Below are 21,133 nucleotides of genomic sequence, written 5' to 3'. Positions count from 1 at the left end.
GTGGACGATCTACCGGAAAGCTCATGGCCGCGCGCGTCCACCATCGAAATAAGCTGCCAAGCGCTGCTCGCCGCTCGCGGCCAGGCGGCGCTGCTCCCGCAGCATAGCTCGCGCCGCCTCGCGCCGGTGCTCGATCTCGCCGAGGGCTGCGAGAACGCGCCGTGCAATCAACTCGGGATCGGTTGTCGCTGGCATAGTCACCTCCGGCGCTTCGCTGGCCGGAGCCCAATCCCGAACCAATTCCAGCTTCGGCTCGATGCCGATCGCGAGGAAGGGCGTTTCGCCCAATACAGCAAAGACGGCGCCGTGAAAACGCGCAGTGACGACAAGGTCCATTTGCGCGAGAGCGTGCCAAAACGTCTCGAAAGCGCCAGCCTCGCAACGCCAAGCGGTCACGGGCTCGCCGCTGCGCGATAGCGCAGCAAGAAAACGCGTATCCGACGAAGCCAGAGAGAAGAACGTTGGCTCGACGCCTTGGTCGCGCAGCCGTCGCGCAGCTTCGATCGCCGCCTCGAAATAGGCGTCGTCCCAAGCCTTCCAGTCGCGCAGAATGACACCGACCTGCTTGCGGCCGTCGGTTCGCTCCGGCGCGCTCGGCAGCTTGTGCGTCGCCTCGGCGAAGGCCGAGCTGAAGCACAAGTCAGCGCTTCGCAACGCCGTTTCGACCCCATGTCGCTCGCAGAATGCCATGGAGGCGTCGTCGCGCACCCAAACGAGTGCCATACCTTTCAGAAGGCTCGCCGCGGCCGCTTCGGCCGGGCTACCAACCGGAAACGGACCGACGCCGATGCCGATCCCCAACCGCGGCGTGCGGAACTCGATCCAATGTCGCCGCCGCGCGCGGTAGCTGTCGATCAAGCTCAACGGCCGCGTCAACTTCCGGAGTACGCGTTGCGCTAGCGGGGCCAGTGCCGCCGGCGGATCATGTTTGAACGAGAAGAACTGCGTGCCGCCGCCATAGACGATGGTGTCGAATCGTTCCTCATGCGCGCCGCGGCGTCGCAATCCGTCGAGCCGCCGGTCGCGGTAGGCGAGTTCGACATCCGTCGCGATCTGCACCGCATGAGGTGCGAGCAGCCGCTGCGCCGCGATCGCCAAGGCGTCGTCGCCGAAATTGCCTTCGGCGTAGTTCCCGCGCAGCAGGATGGTTCGGGCAGATCCGGTTCGAGGGGCGGTCGCGGCGGCGCTCATGACATGGACACCGATAGCGGTTGCCCCCGCCCCCCTTGCGCGGCCAGGCTGCGATAGAGGTCCGTCATCCGCCGAGCGCAGGTCGGCCAGGTGAGATGGGTTTGCACGTAGGCGCGGCCGCGGGCGCCCATCGCGCGCAGCGCCTCTGGAGCCATGAGCGAGGCGAAGCGGAGGGTTGCGGCCAGTTCGTCCGGCTCGGGTGAAACCCACCAACCGCAACTTTGGCTCTCGAGCGCGGACCAGGGCGTGCCGGTCGAGGCAATCGCCGGCGTGCCATAGGCTAGGGCTTCGGCCACCACCACGCCGAAATTCTCAGAATGGCTGGGCAGGATCAGCAAATCGGTTTGTTCGAGCAGCCGCGCCTTGGCCTCGCCGAAAGCCGGCTCCTCAAAGTTGAGGCGGTCGGCGACGCCGAGTTCCTGTGCCAGCCGCCACAGAGCTTCGCGGTGGCCGCCGTCGTCCGGACCGACGATGCGCAGCCGCCAGCCATCGAGCTTCGCTCGGGCGAAGGCCACGAGCAGGCCGTCAATGTTCTTGATCGGATGCACGCGGCCCAAGAACAGCAGCGTGCGCTCCTGCACCGATGCCCGGGAGGCCGCGGCTGGTGCGGCAGGTGCGGCTGGGATTGCAGCTTCCGCTTGTGGAAGATCGACACCGAACGGGATAACGGCAAAGGGACCGTGCACGCCGGCCGCCTCGGCGGCGGCGCGCTCGGCCTCCGACGTCACATGGGTCGCATCGGCACGCGCCAGGTCGCGCTCTTGATACAGCCGCCAAGCCACCGCTTTGCGCATCGCCTTGTGTCGCCGCGCCCAGGGCAGCAGCATGCCGTGCATGCTGATCGCCAGCGGCGCCCGTTCGGCTCGTGCCGCCGTGGCCAGCCCGTGATTGAGGAAGCTCCAGATGCCGTGACTGTGGCATATGAAGTCGCGTCCGCCGCGATGCGCCTCCTCGCGCCAGCGCGCTGTCTCAGCGCGCATACGTCTGGCCAGCGCCCAAGGGAAGCGCTCCGGGAGCAATGTCGTTCGGTCGGCCAGGGCGTCGCTCTCATCCTGCGAGAAAGTGAGGATGCGCGACTCGACGCCCTCCTCCCGTAAAGCCTCGCACAGCGCCGGCAAGACGGCCGCGATCCCTCCGGCCGCGCGGCGAAGATCCGGCACGGCGTGCAGCACCATCAGATTGCTCATGCGGTCTGCTCCGGGGCAGCGACTTCGTCCAGCCCCGAGCCAACGACAAAGCGCCCGGCGAGATCCTGCACCTTGCTGATGAAATGTTCCGGCGCGAACTGCTGACTTGCTGTGCTCGCTTTTACGTGCAGGTTGCGCTGCAACAGCTGATCATCCAAGAGCCCGCCGAAGTGCGAAATTGCCTCGTCAACCGAACTGTAAAGCTGACGCGGATCGTTCAGGATCTCGCGTTGCGCTCCGGCCTGCGGAGCGAACACGACGATACCAGCCGCAGTCATTTCTGCGGTCGCGATGCCGAAGGCCTCGATCTCGCAGGCGCTCAATCCATATCGGAATCGACCGAGCAGGTGCTGCTTGGCGATGCCGTTGACGAATGGGACGCGTTCGATCCATCCCGAGCGTTCGCGGCAAAGCGCGTCGATCCTCGCGCCATACCCTACGTCACCGTTTGGCCCGGCGATGCAAAGCCGCAGCGACGATCCAGACTTGCGCAGGCGTTCAATGATGTTGATGCAGGTCTCAATGCGCTTCTCCGGCGAGACTCGCCCGAAAACGAGAACGCCGTCCTCGCGCCGGTCCCAGTCCGGTCCGGGCCCAGAGAGCGGCACCGCCGGGTAGATCATTTCGATTGGGCCAGGGCAAAACGGCGCGGATTGACGCGCAGTCCAATGCGAATTCGCAATGAATAGATCGTTATGCAGGGATCTAACGCGCTCCCCGGAAATGACTGAGGCGAGGCGCCAAGCCATCGCCCGAGCCATCGAGCGATTACGCGGCGCATTGGGCGCGTCAAATTTATCCGCCAATGTATCGTTCCAGACCGCGCTCGAGATGAAATGCATTGCTGGAAGGCCCCAATGGACGACCCCTGAGGCAGTCACGCGCAAATCGTACTCAGCGCCAACCGCTCTAAGCGAGCGGAGATAATCCCCATGTGCTAAGGTGCCGAGCGGCCAAGCGTTGGTGCGCTCGGCGATGCGAATTCGCACCTGCGAGGGGGCGATCTTTAGATTGGCCAATCTGTTCAGCGCGTTGAGATCAAAGCCGCCGCGAGTGTAAACTGTCACATCGAAATCGCGAAGCAACGCTTCGATGATCCACATCGCCGCACACTCGGCGCCGCCCCGCCCCCAGAGCGGATGCGCTACGACGGCTTTCGGCTTGGCGACGGAAGGTGTCGTCATCGGGCCGTGCCGCGAAACAACCGCCGCAAAATCAGCGTTTCCAAGGTTGTCTTCTCCAGCGTGTCGAGACTGACATAGGTCACAGCCAGAAGGGCGGCAGAACTGGCGATGGTTGTGGCGATCACGCGCGCGAAGCTCGGCTCCAGCAGGGAGGCGACAGCTAGGCCGGCGAGTAAACCAGCGCCAAAGGCGAAGGTGACCGGCGCCGTAGTAGTCCGTAGCCAGGATCGAACTGCACCCGGCGAATGCGTCTCAAGTAAGAACAGCCGCAGCACCGCCACCAGGCCGGAGGTCGTTATCAACGCTGTCAATGCGTCCGGCAAGCCACCGCCCAGCTTGGCCGCGACATAGCCCAAAGGAAGCGCGGCAATGGTCACAAGCCCGCATACGAGCTGGTACAAGGCGATGCGGCCAATCGCTAGATGCGCAACGCCTATCGAGTATGAGAGCTGATCCAGAAGGAACGCGATCGTCAGTAAAGCGATTGCCTCCGAGGCCCCTGGCGGAGGCGAGCCGAGCCATAGCCCGAGCACCGTCGGTAGTTCGATCATCAGCGGCGCGGCGAGGATAGCGCCGATCAGACCGGCATATTTACAGGCGAGCAGCGCGGCGCCGATCATTTGACTACGCTCACCCGCCGCTTCGATCATGTAAATCTTTGGAGTGACTGCCTGACTCACCGCCGTCGAGAGCTGCCTAAGTACGCCGATCAACTGGTTGCCTACCCCGAGCGCGGCGCTGGCGGCTGGTCCAAATAAAACGTTGGCGAGGACTACGAAACCTTGAATTCGCGCGATCGTCGCCAGCGAGCCGAAGATTGTCCACGAAAATAGGCCCAATCGCTGACGAAGCTCGGAGCGGTCGATCATCTGCAGTGGACGCAACCGGCTCTCAGGATATTGCCACGCGGCGATCAGCGAACCGATCAGCATGGCGCTGGCGGCGGCGGCAGCCTGCACCGTCGCATATCCGAGTAAGCGATCGCCCGAATAGTCGAGCAACATCCAGCTTCCAATGAGCACGATCAATGACCTAAAAATATCGAGTACGGCAAACGGCGCGAAGCGTTCTCTCGTCTGCAGCAGGGTTTCGTAAGGAGCTAGAAACGCCCCAAGCGCCGCGGCGGCGACCGAGATCCGCAACGCAATGCGGGCGGAGCCGCGCAATTCGTCCGGCATGCTAAGCGCGTTTTCGAGCAACCACACGCCGAGCGTCTCGCCGGCGGCCACGATTAGCAGCGCGATCGCAAGATGTGGCCCCAGGCTTGCGTTGAAGATGCGCCGCATGCCCGACGGCTCCTTGGCGAGGCCGGACGCCAGCATCCGCTGCGTGACCGCACCCATGGCGCCGGTAAGGAAGCCCAGCATCAGTGGCAAGCTGGCGATCGCCGCGTAAACGCCGAAGGCGTCGACGCCCAGCGCCAGCAGGGCGAAACGCGTGGCAAAGATCGTGGCCGCCATTGTCGCCGCAATACGCGCCCAAAGAACCAGCGTATTGAAGGCTATCGAATGCGAGGCGGCGGCCATGCGAAGTCGGCTCAGACGCGGTATTGGTCGACGTCGCTGCTCGACGACGACGCCACCGCCCGGTACGTCTCAAGCAGCTTTTCCGCATGCGCGGACCAAACGCAGGCGCTGCGTGCGAAGGTGGCGCCGGACTGGGCGATCGCCCGCCAGGAACGCTGCCTATCCGTCAACGCGCTGCGCAGCGCTGTCTCGAGGGAGGCGACGTCGCGCGGCTTCACCAGCAAGCCGGTGCGGCCGTGCTCGATGAACTGCGATGGACCTTGTCCTTCGACGCCGATGGTCAACAGGCCGGAGGCCATCGCTTCGATGTAGGCGACGCCGAACGCCTCGCGATAGGAGGGCAGGGCGAAAATGTCGGCGCGCAATAGGCGGTCGAAAACCTCGGCATTCGTCATTGTTCCTGCGAAGGCAACCCGCGCCTTCAGTCCGGCCGCTTCCGCTTGGCGTTGGAGTTCCTTGCGCAGCGGACCGTCGCCGATCAATGTGAGCCGCCATTCCGCGAGGTCCGAGCCCGGCGTCGGCTCGAGCCGAGCGAGCGCGTCAATCAGCAGATCGACGCCCTTGCCCTCTTGCAGATTCGCCACGCAGATCAACTCGATCGGTTCGGCGTCCGGCGTCGGCGCCTGGCGCTGGCCTGCCGGCGGCTCGACGCCGTTCCAGACGCTGACGATATGGTCCTCGCGGCCGGCGAGGCGGGCGGCGTAGGCTCTTAGCGGCTCGCCTACGACCACAATCCGATCTGCTCTTGACAGGGCGGTCCTAAATCGGAGCGCTTGCTGTGGTGCTTCAGTATATTGCTTGTTAGTATTTTCTCCGTGGATCGTTATGATCACGGGCAACTTATATCTTGTTGCCACCTTGACCGCTGCTGGTGCCAGCAATTCGGTGTGCACGTGAACTGCGTCCGGTCGGAAAGTAGAGATCTCTTGCGTAAGAACGGCTTCAACTGTTCTGTCCAGCGAAATATTTGTTAAGAGGCGCGTCAGTTCACTTGGTAAGGTTAGGTAACGTGTTGTCTGGAGCCGTTCGATTTCGTGGAAATCAGACCGATCAATGTGGCCGCGATGCTCGCGCGAAGCGTACCTTTCTAGTCCAATCGGAGCCCACCCTCTCAAGACATTGACGGAGACCCGAGTTCCAGCCCTAGCTAAAGCGATAGCTGAATCAGATATAAATCGCGCAGGCCATCCATCGCGCTTATTCGGGAACCACGGAGTGATAACCGCAATGCGCATAATATCAACTACTTAACCGTGTGCATAAACTGGATAGTCTGGACGCCTCTAAGCCGATGCAGTGATCGCATCGACGATCCGCTCTGCGGCGAAACCGTCCCCGAAGGGATTACCCGCACGGGCCATCCTCGCGTATGCGACGGCATCGCTCAGAAGCTCGACAGTGCCTGCAACGATCCGCTGAGCATCTGTTCCGACGAGCCGCCCCGCCCCTACTTCAACGACCTCGGGTCGCTCAGTCACGTCGCGCAGGATGAGCACCGGCTTGCCGAAGGAAGGGGCCTCCTCCTGTATACCGCCAGAATCTGTCAAAATCAGCGTCGATCGGTTCATGACGGCGAGCAACTCTAGGTAGCCCAACGGCTCGACGAGGTGTATGCGCGGTCTGCCGCCCAGACGTTGGACCACGAACTCCCGCACGTTCGGATTGGGATGCACCGGATAGATGATCGCATGGTCCTCGAAGCGCGCAGCAATCTCACTCAGCGCCGTGCATATGCCATCGAGGCCGGCGCCGAACGATTCGCGCCGATGGCTAGTGACCAGAATCGGCGTGTAAACTTCGAGATCCGCCATTACCGCCGGGCCCAGAGCCGCATCGAGCTCAATCCCATTGAGCCCCGGGCGCAAGAGCCTCAGTGCATCCACGACCGTGTTGCCAGTCACGGTGATGGCGCTCTCGTCCACCCCCAGCCTCAAGAGATTGTCGCGTGACAATGCTGTGGGAGCAAAACTGTGCGTTGCGACATGGCTTACAAAGACGCGGTTGGCTTCCTCCGGAAACGGTGCCCAGATGTCGAAACTTCGAAGTCCCGCCTCGACGTGTGCGACTTTGATACGTCGATAGAATGCCGTAACAGCAGCCACCATTGCTGTTGACGTATCGCCCTGCACAATAACCCAGTCTGGCCGTTCGGTATCGAGCATTCGATCAAGTGATGCGAAGAGGCGGCTGGTCAACTCCGCAATGGTCTGACCTGGCTGCATGATGGTCAGATCGATATCTGGCACGATGCCGAACGCGCTGAGCGCCTTTACGCTGAGTTCGCGGTGCTGGCCGCTGTTCACCACGAGCGTCGCGAGATTGTGCATTTTGCGCAGCGACAGGATCACGGGCGCAAGCTTGATCGCCTCCGGACGCGTGCCGAGAACCACGGCGACTTTCACGGCGTTGCTGATCCGAGGCCCCGCGCACAAAGGGGGCACCGCCTCAACCACTCTGTATGATCGTTCACGTAAGCCGTCGCGTATTTTTGGTGATAGTTCATAAGGCGATGCCCACGACATCTCGGCGAAGGGCCGTCTTTAGCCGTTCCCTGACCTGATCGAGCTTGACGAACAGCGTATTGTGCGACTCGCCCCCCGCCTGCTACGATCGATCGTTCAATGGGCGAATAGGTCGCGCGAACAAAGCCACAGTTTTTCATCACAGATTCAATCATTGGATCGGTGGTCTCTGTGATCACAGCCGCAAGTGACTGCTTCGCAAGGGTAGCCAAAGCGCCAGCTATGACCTGTGGCTCGTAACCCTCGACGTCCATCTTGATCAGCACCGGGTCTGTGTTCGCCAGAATGTCGTCGAGCGTACGAACCTTGACCTCGCGCGTTGCTTCGTCGGAAGCCGCAGCAACCCGATTGGTCGTGTCCTTGCCGACCGTGAAGCGCACCATTCCCGCCGCAGCGCCAATAGCTGCCTCAATGACTGTCACGCGATCACCGATCCGGTTTATCTCAACGTTTCTCTTGAGCGACTGAACCGTGCCGGGATCAGGCTCTATCGCGATAGAACGGGCGCCGCATACGGCCGACGCGAGCACCGTATAGCTCCCGATGTTGGCACCCACGTCGACGAACAGGTCGCCGGGTCGCAGCAGGTGAAGGAGGAAAGCCATGTCCACGAATTCGTGGAGCCCACAATAGATGTTGCCCGTCGCTCCGGTCATGCCGTTACGAACGATTAGCTTAGATCCTTCGATCCAGTGGAATTCGACCTCATCTCGCAACCGACTTTCGACCTGCCAGCGCGCATAGCGCCAATAGGCGCTGAAGGGCCGCCTGGAACTCAGCGGATGGCGGGCAATGAACTGGAGTGTTGGAAGAATTGACGCCACTTGGTTCTAATTACGCTTAAGGATTATTGGGCATGCCCGATAATCCCGCCTGCCCTTCGACACTTCGTGTCTGCGCGGCGTCGGAACGTCCAACCAACTTTAACAGCGCGTGGTAAAGGCACGCCCGAGGATGCCGATTATCCCATGTGCTTTCACGCATTGGCGCCCATCCAACACCAGACAAGCGAAACACCCGCTTGTCTCTAAATCCTCAAGAAGCGACATGCAGTGACACAACATATAGCTACCGCACTCCGCCCGACTCCGCGCCAGGTGAGAATGACCAGAAGCTCCAACGACAATCCCGACCAAACTAAATCAGACCGTCCAAAATACAAATGCTTGCGGGGATAAAATAAATGATGTCAGGCAACAATTCGCACCGAAATAGCCGCAGGCCCCACCGACCGGGGCAACGATAGATTGTTTCCCTCCCAAAACCCCACCTCCTGCCAAGCCTGCTCAATTCTTTTGGCATCGACCTTTTCGCCGAGGATCACCATACGCACTGTTTTTAATGAGATCGCAAGGTCATTTTGGAAGCTGGCATTGAAGATATACCAAACATCCATCGCGGCTTTGTCTGAAGCACCCACCTCTCGTCCTCCGTGAACCTGTGCCCATCCAGTAAGTCCAGGGCGAACAGCGAGGCGCCCCGAGTGCGCAGGAGACTGATCCACAGGCAGAAGCGGCCGCGGCCCAATGAAGGACATCTCCCCAATCAAGATATTAAAGAGCTGCGGAAGCTCGTCGAGCCGCGTGCGGCGCAGAAAGCGTCCCACAAGCGAGGATCGGTGTTCTTCGGAAATGCGCCGACCAAGCTCATCGTGTGCAGAACGCATGGTACGGAATTTATAGAGCTTCATCCGCCTTCCAAAAACACCTGGGCGTTCCTGCCAAAACAGAACCGGCACACCGACGTCCAGGGCCACCGCCGCAGCTATAATCACCATCAAAGGCGCAGTCGCTACAATCATCACGAGAGATAGGGCGAAATCAGTTGCACGCTTGATGCGCCAATATGGTCGCACGATCACCCCACCATCTACAATGGCCCGAAGGGTGGGCAATGAGCCTCCTCGCGAACCTCCTGGACCATCCTCGGATAACGGCGGAGGCGGATGCTGGATTGAATTGTCGGCCTCGAGCCTCAACCGCTCTGAGAAGTAGTCAATTGTGATTCCTGTGCTGTCTTCTATCGAGCCAAGAGCGTCGCGAACTTGCGGTGAAAGCTCCGACGGCGCAACGGTCACAACAATTCGATTGATCTCAACACCGTGAACTTCCAGCCGTCGCAGGACTTCTAACAGCTCATCCGGAAGTCCAAGTATGGATACGCCGTGCAAAAAACGACCCCTATGTCGATCGTTCCGGCCAAGCACGCCCGCAATGTGGATTGCGTCGGCTGCAAACTGCTTTGCAGCACGTATGAAGAGTTCAGCGACAGTATTCAACCCAAGAATCAGAACCGTTTCGGAGCGCACAGGAGCGTCAAGCGCCGGCGCTATTTTCGCACGCGATCGCAGACCGTGGCGTAGGCGCATGGCAGCACGCAGTGCGCACATCAATGCCACCGCCAAGATCACATGGAGAACGGGTATGGCGCGTGCCAACCCCTCAAGCCTATCGTAAGCAAAAGTCGCGCTGGTGGCGGCTAGAACCGTTAGTGGTGCACCGATGGATACACGCAAGAAATCGCTGAATGTGCTGTAACGCCAAAAGCCGCGGTTCGTTCCGACAACCGGCAGCAGGAGTGCGCCGGCGCCAACGGAAAACAACAAATATGGTGTGAGCGCCACCATGCGCTCAGGCGAAAATTCTAGATTATCCCTCAGCAGGAGCGAACCAACCGCGGCAATTGCGATCGCGCCGAGGTCCAGCAGTAACATCACAAGCGCACGCATTACCCCCTCGCGGCAATATACCCCCATCAATCAGTGTACCTATATCAGCACATTGCACAAAACTGGAAGCAGAAAAGCATCTTTAATGCAACTTCGGCGGAACATTGAAATTATAACAATTCTCGCCCGGGATCTTCCCTTATTGAAACCGATCAATCCGCCCCGCTTGCGCTTGGCGATAGGAAAGCACTTGCTTTTGGAAGGGCTGCTCCAGGTCAGCGCCATATGGGTCTAGCAAGGATAGAACGGTTGCTTCCTGGGCAGGCGCAATAACCGCAACACCATAAGCCAGTCGGTCAAGCATCCAGTCGCGCGTGTGCCGCTCTTGCAGGGCCGACGCGACGTCAATCAACGCGGCCGTTTTTAGATCTTTTGGAAGCTTGCTCCACGTGGCAAGAGCCAAGTGAACGCGCATTTCGACAACGGAGATCTCACGCGGTCCAAAGACGAAACAGGAGCGAAGTCGTTCTTCAAACACTCCTGCCGTTGGAACCTCTGCCTTGACCTCGGACAACGCCAAGACACACCACGCAGCAGCAGCAGACGGAGAAGAGCTGGCTAGATGTTCTGCAGAATTGCGTACGCGATGTTCCCGCACTGGCGTGGGAACAAAGCCTGGCGGAAACCCCATTCGATCGAGTTCCAACGCTAGGCCGAGCTCTGGGTCTGCCCAATCCGACCGCGATGGCTCGCGCGAAGCTAGGGCGACGTACGCCCTCTCAATTTCGTTGCTTTCGGCTTTGAAAGACCGCTGCCCCAAATCTCGCGCCACGAAACGCGCATTGGTCACTTCGGCTTCCTGCTGCCAAAGGCTGGTTCCGGAAATAAACAGCAACAAGCCGATCATCGTGAAAAGGAAACGAAGCATGGCGAGAACCACTAGGCCAGCTAAGAAGAGTAATAGTTCTGATATTTCTTATGATAGTACGTATAGTAAGAGGAATAGCTGGACATGTGGCGAAGCTGCGCGTTGTTCAGCACCAAGCCTGCAATCTTCTGTCTCGGATTATCGAGGGCCTGTAGGCTTCTCTGAACAAGGTCACGCGGTGTTTCGCGCCAATGCACGACATAAATAACCTTGTCGACAATCCTGGACAGGATGGCACTATCGATGACAGGAGAAACAGGAGGCGCATCGATAAAAACAACATCATAGCTTTCCTTCACGGAAGCAAGTAGGGCACGGAGCCGTTCCGACGCAAGGATATCCGGCGGATGTCGTGTCGTCGTTCCAGCCGGCACGATCGTGAAATTGGGGAACGGGCCACGCAGGAATACTTTGTCAGGTGGTGCTTGCCCCATTAAGAGATCCGTCAACCCTGGACCTTCGTGCAGTTTGAAATATTTCGATGTCGAAGGATGCCGGAGATCGCAGTCGATCAGCAGCACCCTCTGATTTGAGGCCGCCGCAGAGTGAGCAAGCGATTGCGTAATCGTCGATTTTCCCTCAGACGGGACTGACGAGGTTACTAGGATCAACTTCGGTGGCTGGTCTATGTTCGACATCAGCGCGCTAACGCGAACGCTGCGGATGCTTTCACCAAACCGAGAAAGAGGCTTCACCGCGACATACTCAGGGATGGAGAGCTTGCGTCCCTCAACCATTTGTTCCTTGGAATCCAGCTTCGGCACGATCGCCAATACTGGGAACTGCGTGGCCTGCTCGAGCTGCTCGACCGTCGTAAATCCGCTCTCGACTTGCTCGAGGAGGAAGCCGGCGCCAAGCCCAAGCGCAAGGCCCGCGAGCAAGGCGAGGAGAAGAGTACGCCCTTTCCGGGGATAGCTCGGCACCGTCGGCTCAAATGCCGGTGCGATTACACGCGACTCGGCCGACTGGAGGCTGGTCTGCTGTTCTGCTTCTTTGAAGCGGGTGAGGAGAGATTCGTACAGCACACGGTTCGCTTGGGCGTCGCGCTCGAGCTCACGAAGGCGGATGACGGCCTGATCATTGCTGTTGGCGCCGGTCAGCTCCCGCAGGCTGGTCTCGAGTGACTGCTCCTTCTTCAGCGCAAACTCATAGTCAGTCTTGAGCGTCTGGACGACGCGCGCCACTTCCTGAGAGATCTGCCGCCGGATATCCCCCCTCTCTGCACGGAGTTTGACCACCGAGGGATGTTCCGGTCCATAACGCGTCAGGAGATCTGCTTCCTGGCGTCCAAGCTCCGCAGCCTGGGTACGAAGCCCGACAATTGCCGGCGAATTGACGACGGCAGCAACGCTTTCAATCCCAGCTCCGCCTTCCAGCGTACGCTGCGCCTGATCGTACTGTGCCCTTTTCTCAACCGTCTGCGCCCTCGCGGCAACGAGTTGTGTGTTGATGGAGCTTGCCTGCTGCTCCGCTAATGTCCCGGCCTGTGCTGTGACCAGATTGTGCTTAGCCCGATGCTCGGCGAGGACGCGCTCTGACGTCTCAAGTTGTCCACGAAGCGCTGCAACGCGCTCACTGAGCCAAGTTGCGGCTCGTCGTGCACCTTGATAGCGAGCCTCTAATTGTTCCAGCAGGTAAGATTCTGCGACTGCATTGGCGAGGTCGGCGGAGAGTTTCGAATTCGGATGCGAGTAGGAGACTTCGATAAAATATGTCGGTCCGACACGCTTTACGGAAACGCCTTCTTGCACTTCCTTGATAATGTCCAGCTGACGGTGTGGCAGCGAACCTGCCGCGTCTTGTTCGGTCTTCGGCGCATCGTCCTCCGGGGCGCCCTTAGGAAGAAAACTCACAAGCCACGCTTTGAGACTGAAGGAAGGAGCCGAGCCAGAAAACCTGGAATCCTTTTCGAGGTTGAGCTTCTCGGCCGCCCGGCGCGCCACCGAGAAGGACTGGACCAGCGACACTTCAGTGGCAATGCTGCTTGTATCTAACGTTATGTCTCCGACGACAGCTTCCTCACGGAGGACACGCTCCTTGCGGGGATCAATCAGGAGCTGGGTTGTGGCCGTGTAAATTGGTGTGGCCTGAAGCAGCCAGACGACAGCAAGAGCCAGCACAGTTGCAATTGCACTGACTATGACCAGCCAGCGCCGTAAGACCATTGCGTAAATGCCGCGGAGCTGCGCGGCAAATGATGGGCCTTCGTCCTCATAGGGAACCGACAACGCCTCGACCTGACTGGTCTTGAACTGGCTGTTCATCAAAAACCTACGCTGTCTGAATCAACCAACAGAAACCTGACCGGTCAGGGACTAATCAATAAACCAGCCCAAAGAGTGTCAGCAGGTTTCAGTCTACGAATGGTCGCAACGGACAACGGCTCCAATGCATACGATTGGCTATAAGCGCTCAGGCGCTAGTACTGCGTCTTAAGACCCACGCTAAAGACGCTCTTGTCGTAGTCGATCGTCGGAACGATGTTGCTCTCGTAATCGAGATACGAATAGTTGGCCCAAACCGTCAGCCACGGACGGAAGAGATAATCCACTCCCGCGGTGGCCCGGAAGTAATCGTCGTCCCGGCTGCCGTCCACGTATTCGGCGTTGCCGTAGGCAAGGCCTGCATTGAAAGCAACGTCGCGCCGCCACGCATAGTCCGCACGAACACCGACTTCGGTGTTGATGCGGTTCGAACCGGTCGCGTACTGGCTCGGTGAGCCGACGTCACGAGAGCCGACAAGAGCAACGGTCAGCAGCGGAGAGACGTCCCAGCGCAATTGAGCGCGGTAATACCAGTCATCGATCGATTTGAGAGTGGCCAGATCCGGCTCATAGGAGCGGAAGCCAATCGCAGCTTCGGCGGACGTGATGCGCGTCAGCTCATAGCGGACACCGGCGCCAACCTTATAGCCCTCGCCATCCATCCGTGCGTCTTCATATTCGCGGGTGTCGTAGGAGGTTTCCGCAAACACCGAGGTCTTTGGGCTGATCTCATAACCCAGTCGGGCGGTCGCCTCGTAGGCGGTGCCGTTGCGGAAAGACTGATCGATCTCTCCCATGAGGACCTTTGCGTCAAAGAATTCCTCGTCGCGCACCGTGCCGCTGACCTCACCCCACAGGCGGTTGAAGCCCTTATGGACGAGAACGCCACCGCCGAGCGTCTGAGTCTTGATAGGCTCCAGGAAGTTCTGGAACGACTCGCCTGAACCGCGCGCCTCGTACCCGTACTCGTAGCCGCCGAAGGCCTTCACATAGAAGTTGCGCTGGATATCAAGGCGACCCGCAATTCCAACGTTCGCGTAGCCCGTATTCTCGCTGTCGTAGTCGTTGTAGAAGTTACCGCCACCACCAGCGTAGAGCTCTAGCGCATGGCGGGACCAGTTGGAGATCACGCCAACCCGCGCATCCACGTTCGTGTAGAAGTCGCTCTTGGTGTTTGTCGGTGTCGCGAACACGTTGTCGTCGAACACCAGAGTTGCGCTTGCTTCCGGGACGACGATGAACGAGCCCGCGCGGATGCCGGGAGAATAGCGGCGGGACCCAGGCGCAAGCAGGCCGGAGACGTTTGTAGGCAGGTAGTTTGAGGCGCCCACCGGCGTCTCTTGGGCGGCCGCCGGGACCGTCAGAAATACAGCCGTCAGAGCGAGCCCCCCGGCCCTCCCAGACTTATACCCCCGCATCATACTACCCCCCTGAAACCCGCCAACGCCTTACCAATAAGTGAATCAAAAACAGAGGCTTCAATTGTGCTCAGCACTGTGCATTCAATGTTCGTTAAAGCACGCTGGCAGACGAACTGGCAATACCAAATGGAGGTTGTCCTCCCTTAAGTAGCGAACTCGAAGGCGAGGCTGTGCCTCTCCCGCAACTGAATCACGCCTGTGACTTGCGCCCAGACAAGTTGCACAGCGGCCGAGCATACTTTGCGACATCGGAATTCGGCTAGAACAGCCGCTCCTGCACCGTGATCATATCGCCCGGATACACGATGACACTCGGATCGACAGGGTGATCCTTGAGCTCGCCACCACTCGCCCGACGGATCGTGACATAGTTGGTGGACGCCCGCGGACTGAAGCCGCCAGCAAGGGCAATTGCACTCACCACATTGAGCCCTGGCCGATAGGGATATTCCCCCGCCTTCCCAACCTCCCCAAGCAGGTAAATCGGTCTCTGGCTCATGACCTCGACCGAGACCTTGGGGTTGATGAGATATCGGCCCGAAAGACGTTCCGTAAGCCTCTGCTCCACCTCGTTGCCGGACAGGCCGGCAACCGGCACCTGGCCGATCAGCGGAAACGCAATATTCCCAGTGCCGTCAACGACGAACTCGCCCGACAGCTGCTGCTCATTGAAAACCGTGACTTTGACCTTGTCGCCGTTCTCGAGCTTGGGCGCAGGTGGGGGAGCCGTGCTGCTCGTCGAGCCGACGGTTCCCATGGCACTCGGAGCCAACTGCGCCTGCCCGCTGCAGCCTGCGCAAAGGAAGGCCACCAGCAGGATGACCGGTAGCCACAGGCGGGAGGAGAAGTCGGAAGAGCTCCGGATGTGCATTCGAATTTCGCTACCCAGTATGTGCCGTTCGTCCAATACCGGCCTCTTGTGGCAGACACTGGGCGATTGCAGTCAGCGAAGCAATAATGATCCCCGCGCGAACATTCCCTACCATGTGGATAGTCCGGAAAGGGGGACGACGGAAGAGGGAGGCGCAGCGGAGCGGGAGAATATGGCCACCTATGTGGTGAGGAAGCGCCGCTCCGCACCCTCGAGCACCAGGGCCGTCAGATGGCCCGTTGCATAGGCTCCCGTGTCGATGTCAATCCGATTCGGACGTACGTCGGGACGTTCGACCGGAGAATGGCCGTGTACGACGGTCTTGCCGAAGTCCTGCGTGCTTCCAAGGAATTCGTGCCGGATCCACATCAGATCGCGCGGATCCTGCCGCTCTAGCGAAACTCCAGGACGCACACCGGCATGGCAGAAGAAATAATCGCCGAAACTGACCGACGTCTGGAGCTCAGACAGCATCCGGACATGGGAGGGTGGCATCCGTTTCCTGAGCTCGTCAGCAAGTCCCCCAAAACCAACGCGGCCAAGGACTTCATTGACGTCAATACGATAAGAGAGGAGCGTTTCAAGGCCCCCGAGCTGCCGCCACGACGAGCCGACGTTTGGGTCGGCCAAGAAGCTGCCCAGCATGTCCTCATGGTTGCCCTTCAGAAGAACACGGCCAATGCCCTCCGGAGAGGGTAGCGACAGCCGTTCCAGCACACCCGCCGAATCCGGCCCGCGGTCAATATAGTCCCCGAGGTAGATGAGCCGGACGTCTGCCGGCGGGCGGGATTGAAGATCCATCTCGATCTGATCATGCAGGCGATCGAGCAGATGGGCGCATCCGTGGATATCCCCAATCGCATAGACGCGAAGCCCTTCCGGCAGTTGGGCCTGGTGCAGGGAGCGCACTTCAGGTTTCTTGCCAAAAAATCTGGAAATCATGACGTTATCCGCTCGCGACTGCTCCAGGATTGGGCATACCCCGCACCGAGCAAAGCTGCAAACCCAAGCGCTACGCCTTGGATCTGGATCGAAAAATCCACCGCGGCGTGCAGCGCAATGATGAGAGCCGCAGCCACCGCGACAGCCGGGGCAAGGCGATTGCGGCGCCGCTTCAGAACGCCGCGCACGCAGACCCCCACAATCCACGCAAAGCCCCCGAAGAGGACGGCCGCCATCGGCGCACCAAGGCCAAGAATAGCCTCGAGATAGCTGTTGTGGGCTTCTTTCCAACGTCCAAGAAGCGGAAGGGTGTCGTCCCGGAACATCGGAAATACACTGGCGAAGCTTCCGTAGCCGTATCCGAGCAGCGGACGCGCCTGGATGGCCTTTAAGGTAATGACGGCTGTCGCCACCCGGTCGTCGACGGTGTTCTCTGAGGTCGTTCCTGCAAGACGGGTTCCGATAAGCTCCCCGCGGGCGGATAGCGCGAGAATTGCTCCCAGGACGGCAATTGCGAGCGCTGTGCGCCTCAGTGCCTTGCCATGCTTGCTTTCCGTCTTGTCGAGAAAGACCATCAGCAGCACGGCCGAAAATCCGAACAACACTCCACCTCGCGAATTGGAGAGCAACATCCCGAGAAGCAGCGGCATCAACAATACGCTGTATAGGGCCAATCCGCGTCCGATTCCAACGATCCTGGCCAGTATCTCGCGACGGTCCCGAAAGCCATGGTCGACCAGGCTCATCCGTAGATCCCGGCTGAGCAGCCCCCAGGTGCACACCAATCCCAGCGCCATGTAGATCGCAAAATGGCTGCGGTTGTAGAATGTGCCAGTGAGGCCCTCCCGCTGTTCAAACTTGAAGAGCGAAGCAGGCAGAAGGCGGGATGTTGTCTCCGGCCCGATGGCAGCGAGGGCCAGCGCGTAAATCGCCTGGATCGCAGCCGCGATGGCCATCGCCCCGACAATGCGCGTCGCCCAGACCGGATCCCGGCCGAGTTGCAGAGCCAGCAAAAAGACGGACGTCGCCGTCGCGAGACGCAGCAGGCCGAGATAAGTCTCGCCCGGGTTGACGCTGATCCTACCCGGTAAGGTCTCGCCCAAGAGCTCCGACGCCTTGGCCCATTCGGGCGCGTGCGTCCAGGCGGGCGTCCACGTTTGGCCCTGCACATAGATCCACGCCATGACCAGACCGAACGTCACAAGCGGAACGGCAATCCGCCGCGCAGTGATGAGGGGACCGGTTCTGGCGACGACCTCGATCAGGGAAAACAGAACGAGCAGACCGCCAAAGGCAGTCGCGTTGATCCCCCAGGCCAGGGGAACGTTGGCGCCAAAAATCAAGGGCACGAAACCCAGCGCGACCAGAAACGCCCACCCCACTGACCGCTGCAGCACCGCAACCAAGACCGGCTCATCCCCGAAATACGTCGTTGGACGCGCGTTCTTGCCCATGATCGCGGCAACCGCACGTCCTTCAGCTCAACGATTGTTTACGCTGCCGCAGGAAGCCCGGCAATGAGGAGGAAATAAGTGGCCTGAAGACCTGTGCGCCCAGAATTGCCAAGAATTCACGGAAAATTAGCCAGCCAGCCCCACCCTGGAGACACTCGCAAATCTAAGGTGTTGCCATGACGATGATCGCTATTGGATGGATTGGCCTGGGCCTCGGTCTCGCCATGGGCTTTACGCTCGGCCGCTGGACCTCCGAAATGGATGACCGCCCGCAGCCCTCGCCGCAGGCGGTCAATTAACTCGATCATCCCTTCTATCGTCTCGGAAACCCGCTGGACGCCACTTTCCAATGGGTTTCCAGATTTCTACGCGAACGTAACTTCGCGACGATAAAGCAGTGACAGGGATTTGGGAGCAGCTTCGCCCTCAGACGTAGCGCTTTGCGCCGTCGTCATGACGGATGACGGAGCCTTCGCGAACACAAGCAGCTCTCGACCCATCAAGCCCGTCTCCACAAGCTGCGTAGCCGACAGAAGCGTCGACAGCGCTCCCTCCCCGTCCACCATCAAGCCTCTCGTCTCCTCTCTTGCGGAGAGGAGATCGATAGCAGCGACCAGTTCTGTCTGTGTTGGAAGGAGTGTGCTCGTAACGGCCGCTTCCGCAACGACGGAGTCTGTCTTGCCGACGTTGGATCTGGCTTTGGCCGTCCGCAACAAGCCGGCTTTCGAGGCTGACTTCTTGACCTCCAACGAGGCGATCTCCGTTCTCGGCTCCGAACCGCAAACACGGTCCCCATAGTGTCGGCGCATTTCGGAAGCGCTGACCTTGATCAAGCTGCTCGTTGACAAGAGCGCGCCAAGCTTTCCCTTGAGGCTCGGCCGGACGCCCTGCAGCCAATAGGAGGTTGCGGCGTTGAGCCGTCGGCCTGTCCCCGGGTCGTGCGCCGCGTGAAAGCCGAACCTCGCCCGGGGCGTGAAGCAGGCGTTTGCGTTGCGCACAAACGACCAAGCGCAGGCGGAGTTGCAAGGCCCATCGACCACGACTTTGGAGACCCGCGCCAAGGCCAGGGCCGCCGCGCCCGTCCCGCCCGGCGAATAGCGGATCGTCACGGTCTGTCCCCGCGACGCCGCCGAGCGGAATGCCGCGTAGTTGAGCTCGCCGTTGAAACTGATATCGCCCGATTGCGCCAGGGCTTCCATCGGAAGCGAAAGGACGCCAAGCGCAAGCATCGTCGTACGCAGCGCACGACCACGCAGCCGGAGAGCCCCCCCGGCCATTCCCGTGTTTGACATTGTTTTACGCCGTCTCTGTTGAACGGGCGCCGGTTTTTGATTTTGGCGCCACTTATTGCCAACGAGACTAGGTGAAAGGCGCGCATTTCCGCTTAATCAGCGCCTTTCAGAAGACGTTACGCGTGGCTCATTTTGGGAATTTCATTCTGATGCTTAAAGCTTCGTCACCGTCGGGCTTGAGCGCTACTCCGCTCCCTCCGTGCCGACCGGAAGCTATTGCTCACAACCAGGCCAAATCCTGCTGTTGTTCCGCGCCGCAAGACATCGCGTGATCGTTTACACAGTCAGCCACACCAGAGCACCGGTCACCCCAAATACGACCAGCGCCAGAATCACACCCTCCCGCCACGATGGATCAGGCCCACCATAGTCAGGCTCCTTCTCATATCCGCTCACCTTGGATCCCATCCCCTAGACCAGTTTGCGGACTTCTTCTTATCACTGAACAATTATCGCGCCACCCTTCCATTCCAGACACCTGTCAGGACAGCTGTTGACCCTCTCCATAAGAGTCCACAAAGGAGAGAAACCCATGCGTATCATGACTGTTTTCGTTTTAACCGGGGCGCTGCTGTGTACAGCCACCAGTGCCACGGCATTGGAGGTTACCTCACACAACGATATCCGCAAACTCAACAGCGGGCTTGACCAGCGCCTCGAGTCAACCTCGGCCGCGCTCACCGCCGCCTTTAACAACCTCAAGGACACTATAGACGACATTCTTGCACGCCTTGGCGTACTCGAAACCAAAATGGCGGCCGTCACCACCAAACAACCCGCGGACTGGAATACCCCGCTCGAAAACCGCCTGCTGGGGATCGAGAGCACCAACGCGGCCCAGACCAATGCCATCAACACCGCGACCACAAAGAACAACGCGCAGGACAACCGCCTCGCTGCGCTGGAAAATCAAACCCCAGCCGCAATCCGTATACGCGTCAAGAGCAGTAGCTGTAGCGACATCAGCGTAGTACGAGGTTCCCAACGCATGTGCCCGAGCAACAGGGTGCTCGTGGGCGTCACCGGAGGCGTCATCGCAACCAGCTCCAAATCCTGGAGCGGCACCTTCCACTGCTGCGAACTGGAAACCTACTAAGAAGCCTCACACGACATGGCCCTTCGGGGCCATTCGTTGTCATGAGCATCGGGCTTCATCGCCGCAAGCTTCACCGTGAGTCCCAATGCGTTTCTAATCCCAGGGGCACTGGACCTGGCATTGATCGTGTCAGGAATGACAGGATGGTGCGGTCTCGCAAAAATGCTGCAGGCCATGCCGTGAAACCGGGCGGGATGATTGCAACTCCGCCGCTTGCCATCACACCCCAAAGGATTCCAGCTTCGCACCCTTCTTGATCGCCATCACCAGCCAGTTCGGCTTGCGGCCGCGCCCCGTCCAGGTCTCCTCAGCATTCTTAGGGTTCCGGAACTTGACGACAACCGGCTTCTTGCCTCGGCCGCCGAACAGCTCTTCCAGCGAGAAGCCTGCCTGCTCCGCCAATTCGCGCATCTTGGCCTTGGTTTCACGGGCCTCCGATGCCTTTCTCTCGGTAAGCGCCGCCTCAATCAGCTCCCTCGCCTCCAGAAGCTCGGCGTAGCTCATCTTCTCGAGTCCGGTCAGTCGGGCCATCTGAAACTCCATGCATGAAAGGGCGTTTTTTTATATGCCCCGCTGCCATAAAGCAA

General features: G+C 59.8%; 18 protein-coding genes. 2 read left to right on the top strand and 16 right to left on the bottom strand.

Going from position 1 to position 21,133, the window contains the following annotated elements; translation table 11 throughout:
• Positions 1–21: 21 nt before the first annotated feature.
• From F812_RS0103895 to F812_RS0103830, 14 genes are all read right to left on the bottom strand, one after another.
• Complete coding sequence (locus F812_RS0103895; protein WP_020084650.1) at positions 22–1,191, bottom strand: polysaccharide pyruvyl transferase family protein; 1,170 nt, start codon at positions 1,189–1,191, stop codon at positions 22–24.
• Entirely contained in the window at positions 1,188–2,378 is a 1,191-nt protein-coding gene (locus F812_RS25225; RefSeq protein WP_020084649.1) for a glycosyltransferase, read from the bottom strand. Before F812_RS25225 ends, F812_RS0103895 begins: the two co-directional genes overlap by 4 nt.
• Positions 2,375–3,562 carry a glycosyltransferase gene (locus F812_RS0103885; protein WP_020084648.1) on the bottom strand — a complete coding sequence of 396 codons (1,188 nt, stop codon included), beginning with the start codon at positions 3,560–3,562 and terminating at the stop codon, positions 2,375–2,377. The genes F812_RS25225 and F812_RS0103885 overlap by 4 nt, the downstream gene beginning before the upstream one ends.
• The gene (locus F812_RS0103880; RefSeq protein ID WP_020084647.1) at positions 3,559–5,088 is read right to left on the bottom strand and encodes a lipopolysaccharide biosynthesis protein; all 1,530 of its coding nucleotides are present in this window, start codon (positions 5,086–5,088) and stop codon (positions 3,559–3,561) included. The genes F812_RS0103885 and F812_RS0103880 overlap by 4 nt, the downstream gene beginning before the upstream one ends.
• Positions 5,089–5,099: 11 nt before the next feature.
• Complete coding sequence (locus F812_RS25910; RefSeq protein ID WP_083929053.1) at positions 5,100–6,323, bottom strand: glycosyltransferase; 1,224 nt, start codon at positions 6,321–6,323, stop codon at positions 5,100–5,102.
• A gap of 48 nt (positions 6,324–6,371) precedes the next feature.
• A complete protein-coding gene (wecB, locus tag F812_RS0103870) occupies positions 6,372–7,490 on the bottom strand; it encodes a non-hydrolyzing UDP-N-acetylglucosamine 2-epimerase (protein ID WP_026867828.1) in 1,119 nt (372 codons plus the stop codon).
• Positions 7,487–8,434, bottom strand: a complete 948-nt coding sequence (locus tag F812_RS22450) for an FkbM family methyltransferase (protein ID WP_156827211.1) — start codon at positions 8,432–8,434, stop codon at positions 7,487–7,489. Before F812_RS22450 ends, wecB begins: the two co-directional genes overlap by 4 nt.
• A 365-nt stretch (positions 8,435–8,799) precedes the next feature.
• Positions 8,800–10,338 carry a sugar transferase gene (locus F812_RS25220; protein WP_020084643.1) on the bottom strand — a complete coding sequence of 513 codons (1,539 nt, stop codon included), beginning with the start codon at positions 10,336–10,338 and terminating at the stop codon, positions 8,800–8,802.
• Positions 10,339–10,477: 139 nt separating this feature from the next.
• Positions 10,478–11,206 carry a hypothetical protein gene (locus tag F812_RS0103855; RefSeq protein ID WP_156827209.1) on the bottom strand — a complete coding sequence of 243 codons (729 nt, stop codon included), beginning with the start codon at positions 11,204–11,206 and terminating at the stop codon, positions 10,478–10,480.
• 20 nt (positions 11,207–11,226) lie between these two features.
• A complete protein-coding gene (locus tag F812_RS0103850) occupies positions 11,227–13,470 on the bottom strand; it encodes a GumC family protein (RefSeq protein WP_020084641.1) in 2,244 nt (747 codons plus the stop codon).
• Between the two features lie 155 nt (positions 13,471–13,625).
• A complete protein-coding gene (locus F812_RS0103845; RefSeq protein WP_083929051.1) occupies positions 13,626–14,891 on the bottom strand; it encodes an outer membrane beta-barrel protein in 1,266 nt (421 codons plus the stop codon).
• A 259-nt stretch (positions 14,892–15,150) separates the two neighbouring features.
• On the bottom strand, positions 15,151–15,762 hold the full coding sequence (locus F812_RS0103840; RefSeq protein ID WP_020084639.1) for a polysaccharide biosynthesis/export family protein: 612 nt from the start codon (positions 15,760–15,762) through the stop codon (positions 15,151–15,153).
• A gap of 180 nt (positions 15,763–15,942) precedes the next feature.
• Entirely contained in the window at positions 15,943–16,704 is a 762-nt protein-coding gene (locus F812_RS0103835) for a metallophosphoesterase family protein (RefSeq protein WP_020084638.1), read from the bottom strand.
• On the bottom strand, positions 16,701–18,158 hold the full coding sequence (locus tag F812_RS0103830; RefSeq protein WP_020084637.1) for an O-antigen ligase family protein: 1,458 nt from the start codon (positions 18,156–18,158) through the stop codon (positions 16,701–16,703). Before F812_RS0103830 ends, F812_RS0103835 begins: the two co-directional genes overlap by 4 nt.
• Before the next feature lie 176 nt (positions 18,159–18,334).
• Between F812_RS0103830 and F812_RS27095 the strand changes: the two genes are divergently transcribed.
• Positions 18,335–18,457, top strand: coding sequence for a hypothetical protein (locus tag F812_RS27095; RefSeq protein ID WP_020084636.1), 123 nt, complete (start codon positions 18,335–18,337; stop codon positions 18,455–18,457).
• A 66-nt stretch (positions 18,458–18,523) separates the two neighbouring features.
• Here F812_RS27095 and F812_RS0103820 read toward each other — a convergent pair whose 3' ends face one another.
• Positions 18,524–19,450 (bottom strand): hypothetical protein, encoded by a 927-nt coding sequence (locus tag F812_RS0103820; protein WP_156827208.1) that lies wholly within the window; start codon positions 19,448–19,450, stop codon positions 18,524–18,526.
• 532 nt (positions 19,451–19,982) lie between these two features.
• Between F812_RS0103820 and F812_RS0103815 the strand changes: the two genes are divergently transcribed.
• Positions 19,983–20,546: a hypothetical protein gene (locus tag F812_RS0103815; protein WP_020084634.1), complete on the top strand. Its 564-nt coding sequence runs from the start codon at positions 19,983–19,985 to the stop codon at positions 20,544–20,546.
• A gap of 219 nt (positions 20,547–20,765) precedes the next feature.
• Here the strand turns inward: F812_RS0103815 and F812_RS0103810 are convergent, their stop codons facing one another.
• Positions 20,766–21,077, bottom strand: a complete 312-nt coding sequence (locus F812_RS0103810) for an H-NS histone family protein (RefSeq protein WP_040497910.1) — start codon at positions 21,075–21,077, stop codon at positions 20,766–20,768.
• Between the last annotated feature and the right edge of the window lie 56 nt (positions 21,078–21,133).

Origin of the sequence: Hyphomicrobium zavarzinii ATCC 27496 (genome assembly GCF_000383415.1) — a bacterium.
GTDB lineage: Bacteria > Pseudomonadota > Alphaproteobacteria > Rhizobiales > Hyphomicrobiaceae > Hyphomicrobium_C > Hyphomicrobium_C zavarzinii.
This window is presented reverse-complemented; position numbering and strand designations above follow the sequence as displayed.

Excerpts from the sequence above, each read along its gene's own strand:
- F812_RS0103850 (WP_020084641.1), bottom strand. The coding sequence starts at position 13,470 with ATGAACAGCCAGTTCAAGACCAGTCAGGTCGAGGCGTTGTCGGTTCCC.
- F812_RS0103855 (WP_156827209.1), bottom strand. The coding sequence starts at position 11,206 with ATGCTTCGTTTCCTTTTCACGATGATCGGCTTGTTGCTGTTTATTTCC.
- F812_RS27095 (WP_020084636.1), top strand. The coding sequence starts at position 18,335 with ATGACGATGATCGCTATTGGATGGATTGGCCTGGGCCTCGGTCTCGCC.
- F812_RS0103895 (WP_020084650.1), bottom strand. The coding sequence starts at position 1,191 with ATGAGCGCCGCCGCGACCGCCCCTCGAACCGGATCTGCCCGAACCATC.
- F812_RS25225 (WP_020084649.1), bottom strand. The coding sequence starts at position 2,378 with ATGAGCAATCTGATGGTGCTGCACGCCGTGCCGGATCTTCGCCGCGCG.
- F812_RS0103845 (WP_083929051.1), bottom strand. The coding sequence starts at position 14,891 with ATGATGCGGGGGTATAAGTCTGGGAGGGCCGGGGGGCTCGCTCTGACG.
- F812_RS25910 (WP_083929053.1), bottom strand. The coding sequence starts at position 6,323 with ATGCGCATTGCGGTTATCACTCCGTGGTTCCCGAATAAGCGCGATGGA.
- F812_RS0103880 (WP_020084647.1), bottom strand. The coding sequence starts at position 5,088 with ATGGCCGCCGCCTCGCATTCGATAGCCTTCAATACGCTGGTTCTTTGG.
- F812_RS0103815 (WP_020084634.1), top strand. The coding sequence starts at position 19,983 with ATGCGTATCATGACTGTTTTCGTTTTAACCGGGGCGCTGCTGTGTACA.
- F812_RS0103840 (WP_020084639.1), bottom strand. The coding sequence starts at position 15,762 with ATGCACATCCGGAGCTCTTCCGACTTCTCCTCCCGCCTGTGGCTACCG.
- F812_RS0103830 (WP_020084637.1), bottom strand. The coding sequence starts at position 18,158 with ATGGGCAAGAACGCGCGTCCAACGACGTATTTCGGGGATGAGCCGGTC.
- F812_RS0103885 (WP_020084648.1), bottom strand. The coding sequence starts at position 3,562 with ATGACGACACCTTCCGTCGCCAAGCCGAAAGCCGTCGTAGCGCATCCG.
- F812_RS0103835 (WP_020084638.1), bottom strand. The coding sequence starts at position 16,704 with ATGATTTCCAGATTTTTTGGCAAGAAACCTGAAGTGCGCTCCCTGCAC.
- F812_RS25220 (WP_020084643.1), bottom strand. The coding sequence starts at position 10,338 with ATGCGTGCGCTTGTGATGTTACTGCTGGACCTCGGCGCGATCGCAATT.
- F812_RS0103820 (WP_156827208.1), bottom strand. The coding sequence starts at position 19,450 with ATGTCAAACACGGGAATGGCCGGGGGGGCTCTCCGGCTGCGTGGTCGT.
- F812_RS0103810 (WP_040497910.1), bottom strand. The coding sequence starts at position 21,077 with ATGGCCCGACTGACCGGACTCGAGAAGATGAGCTACGCCGAGCTTCTG.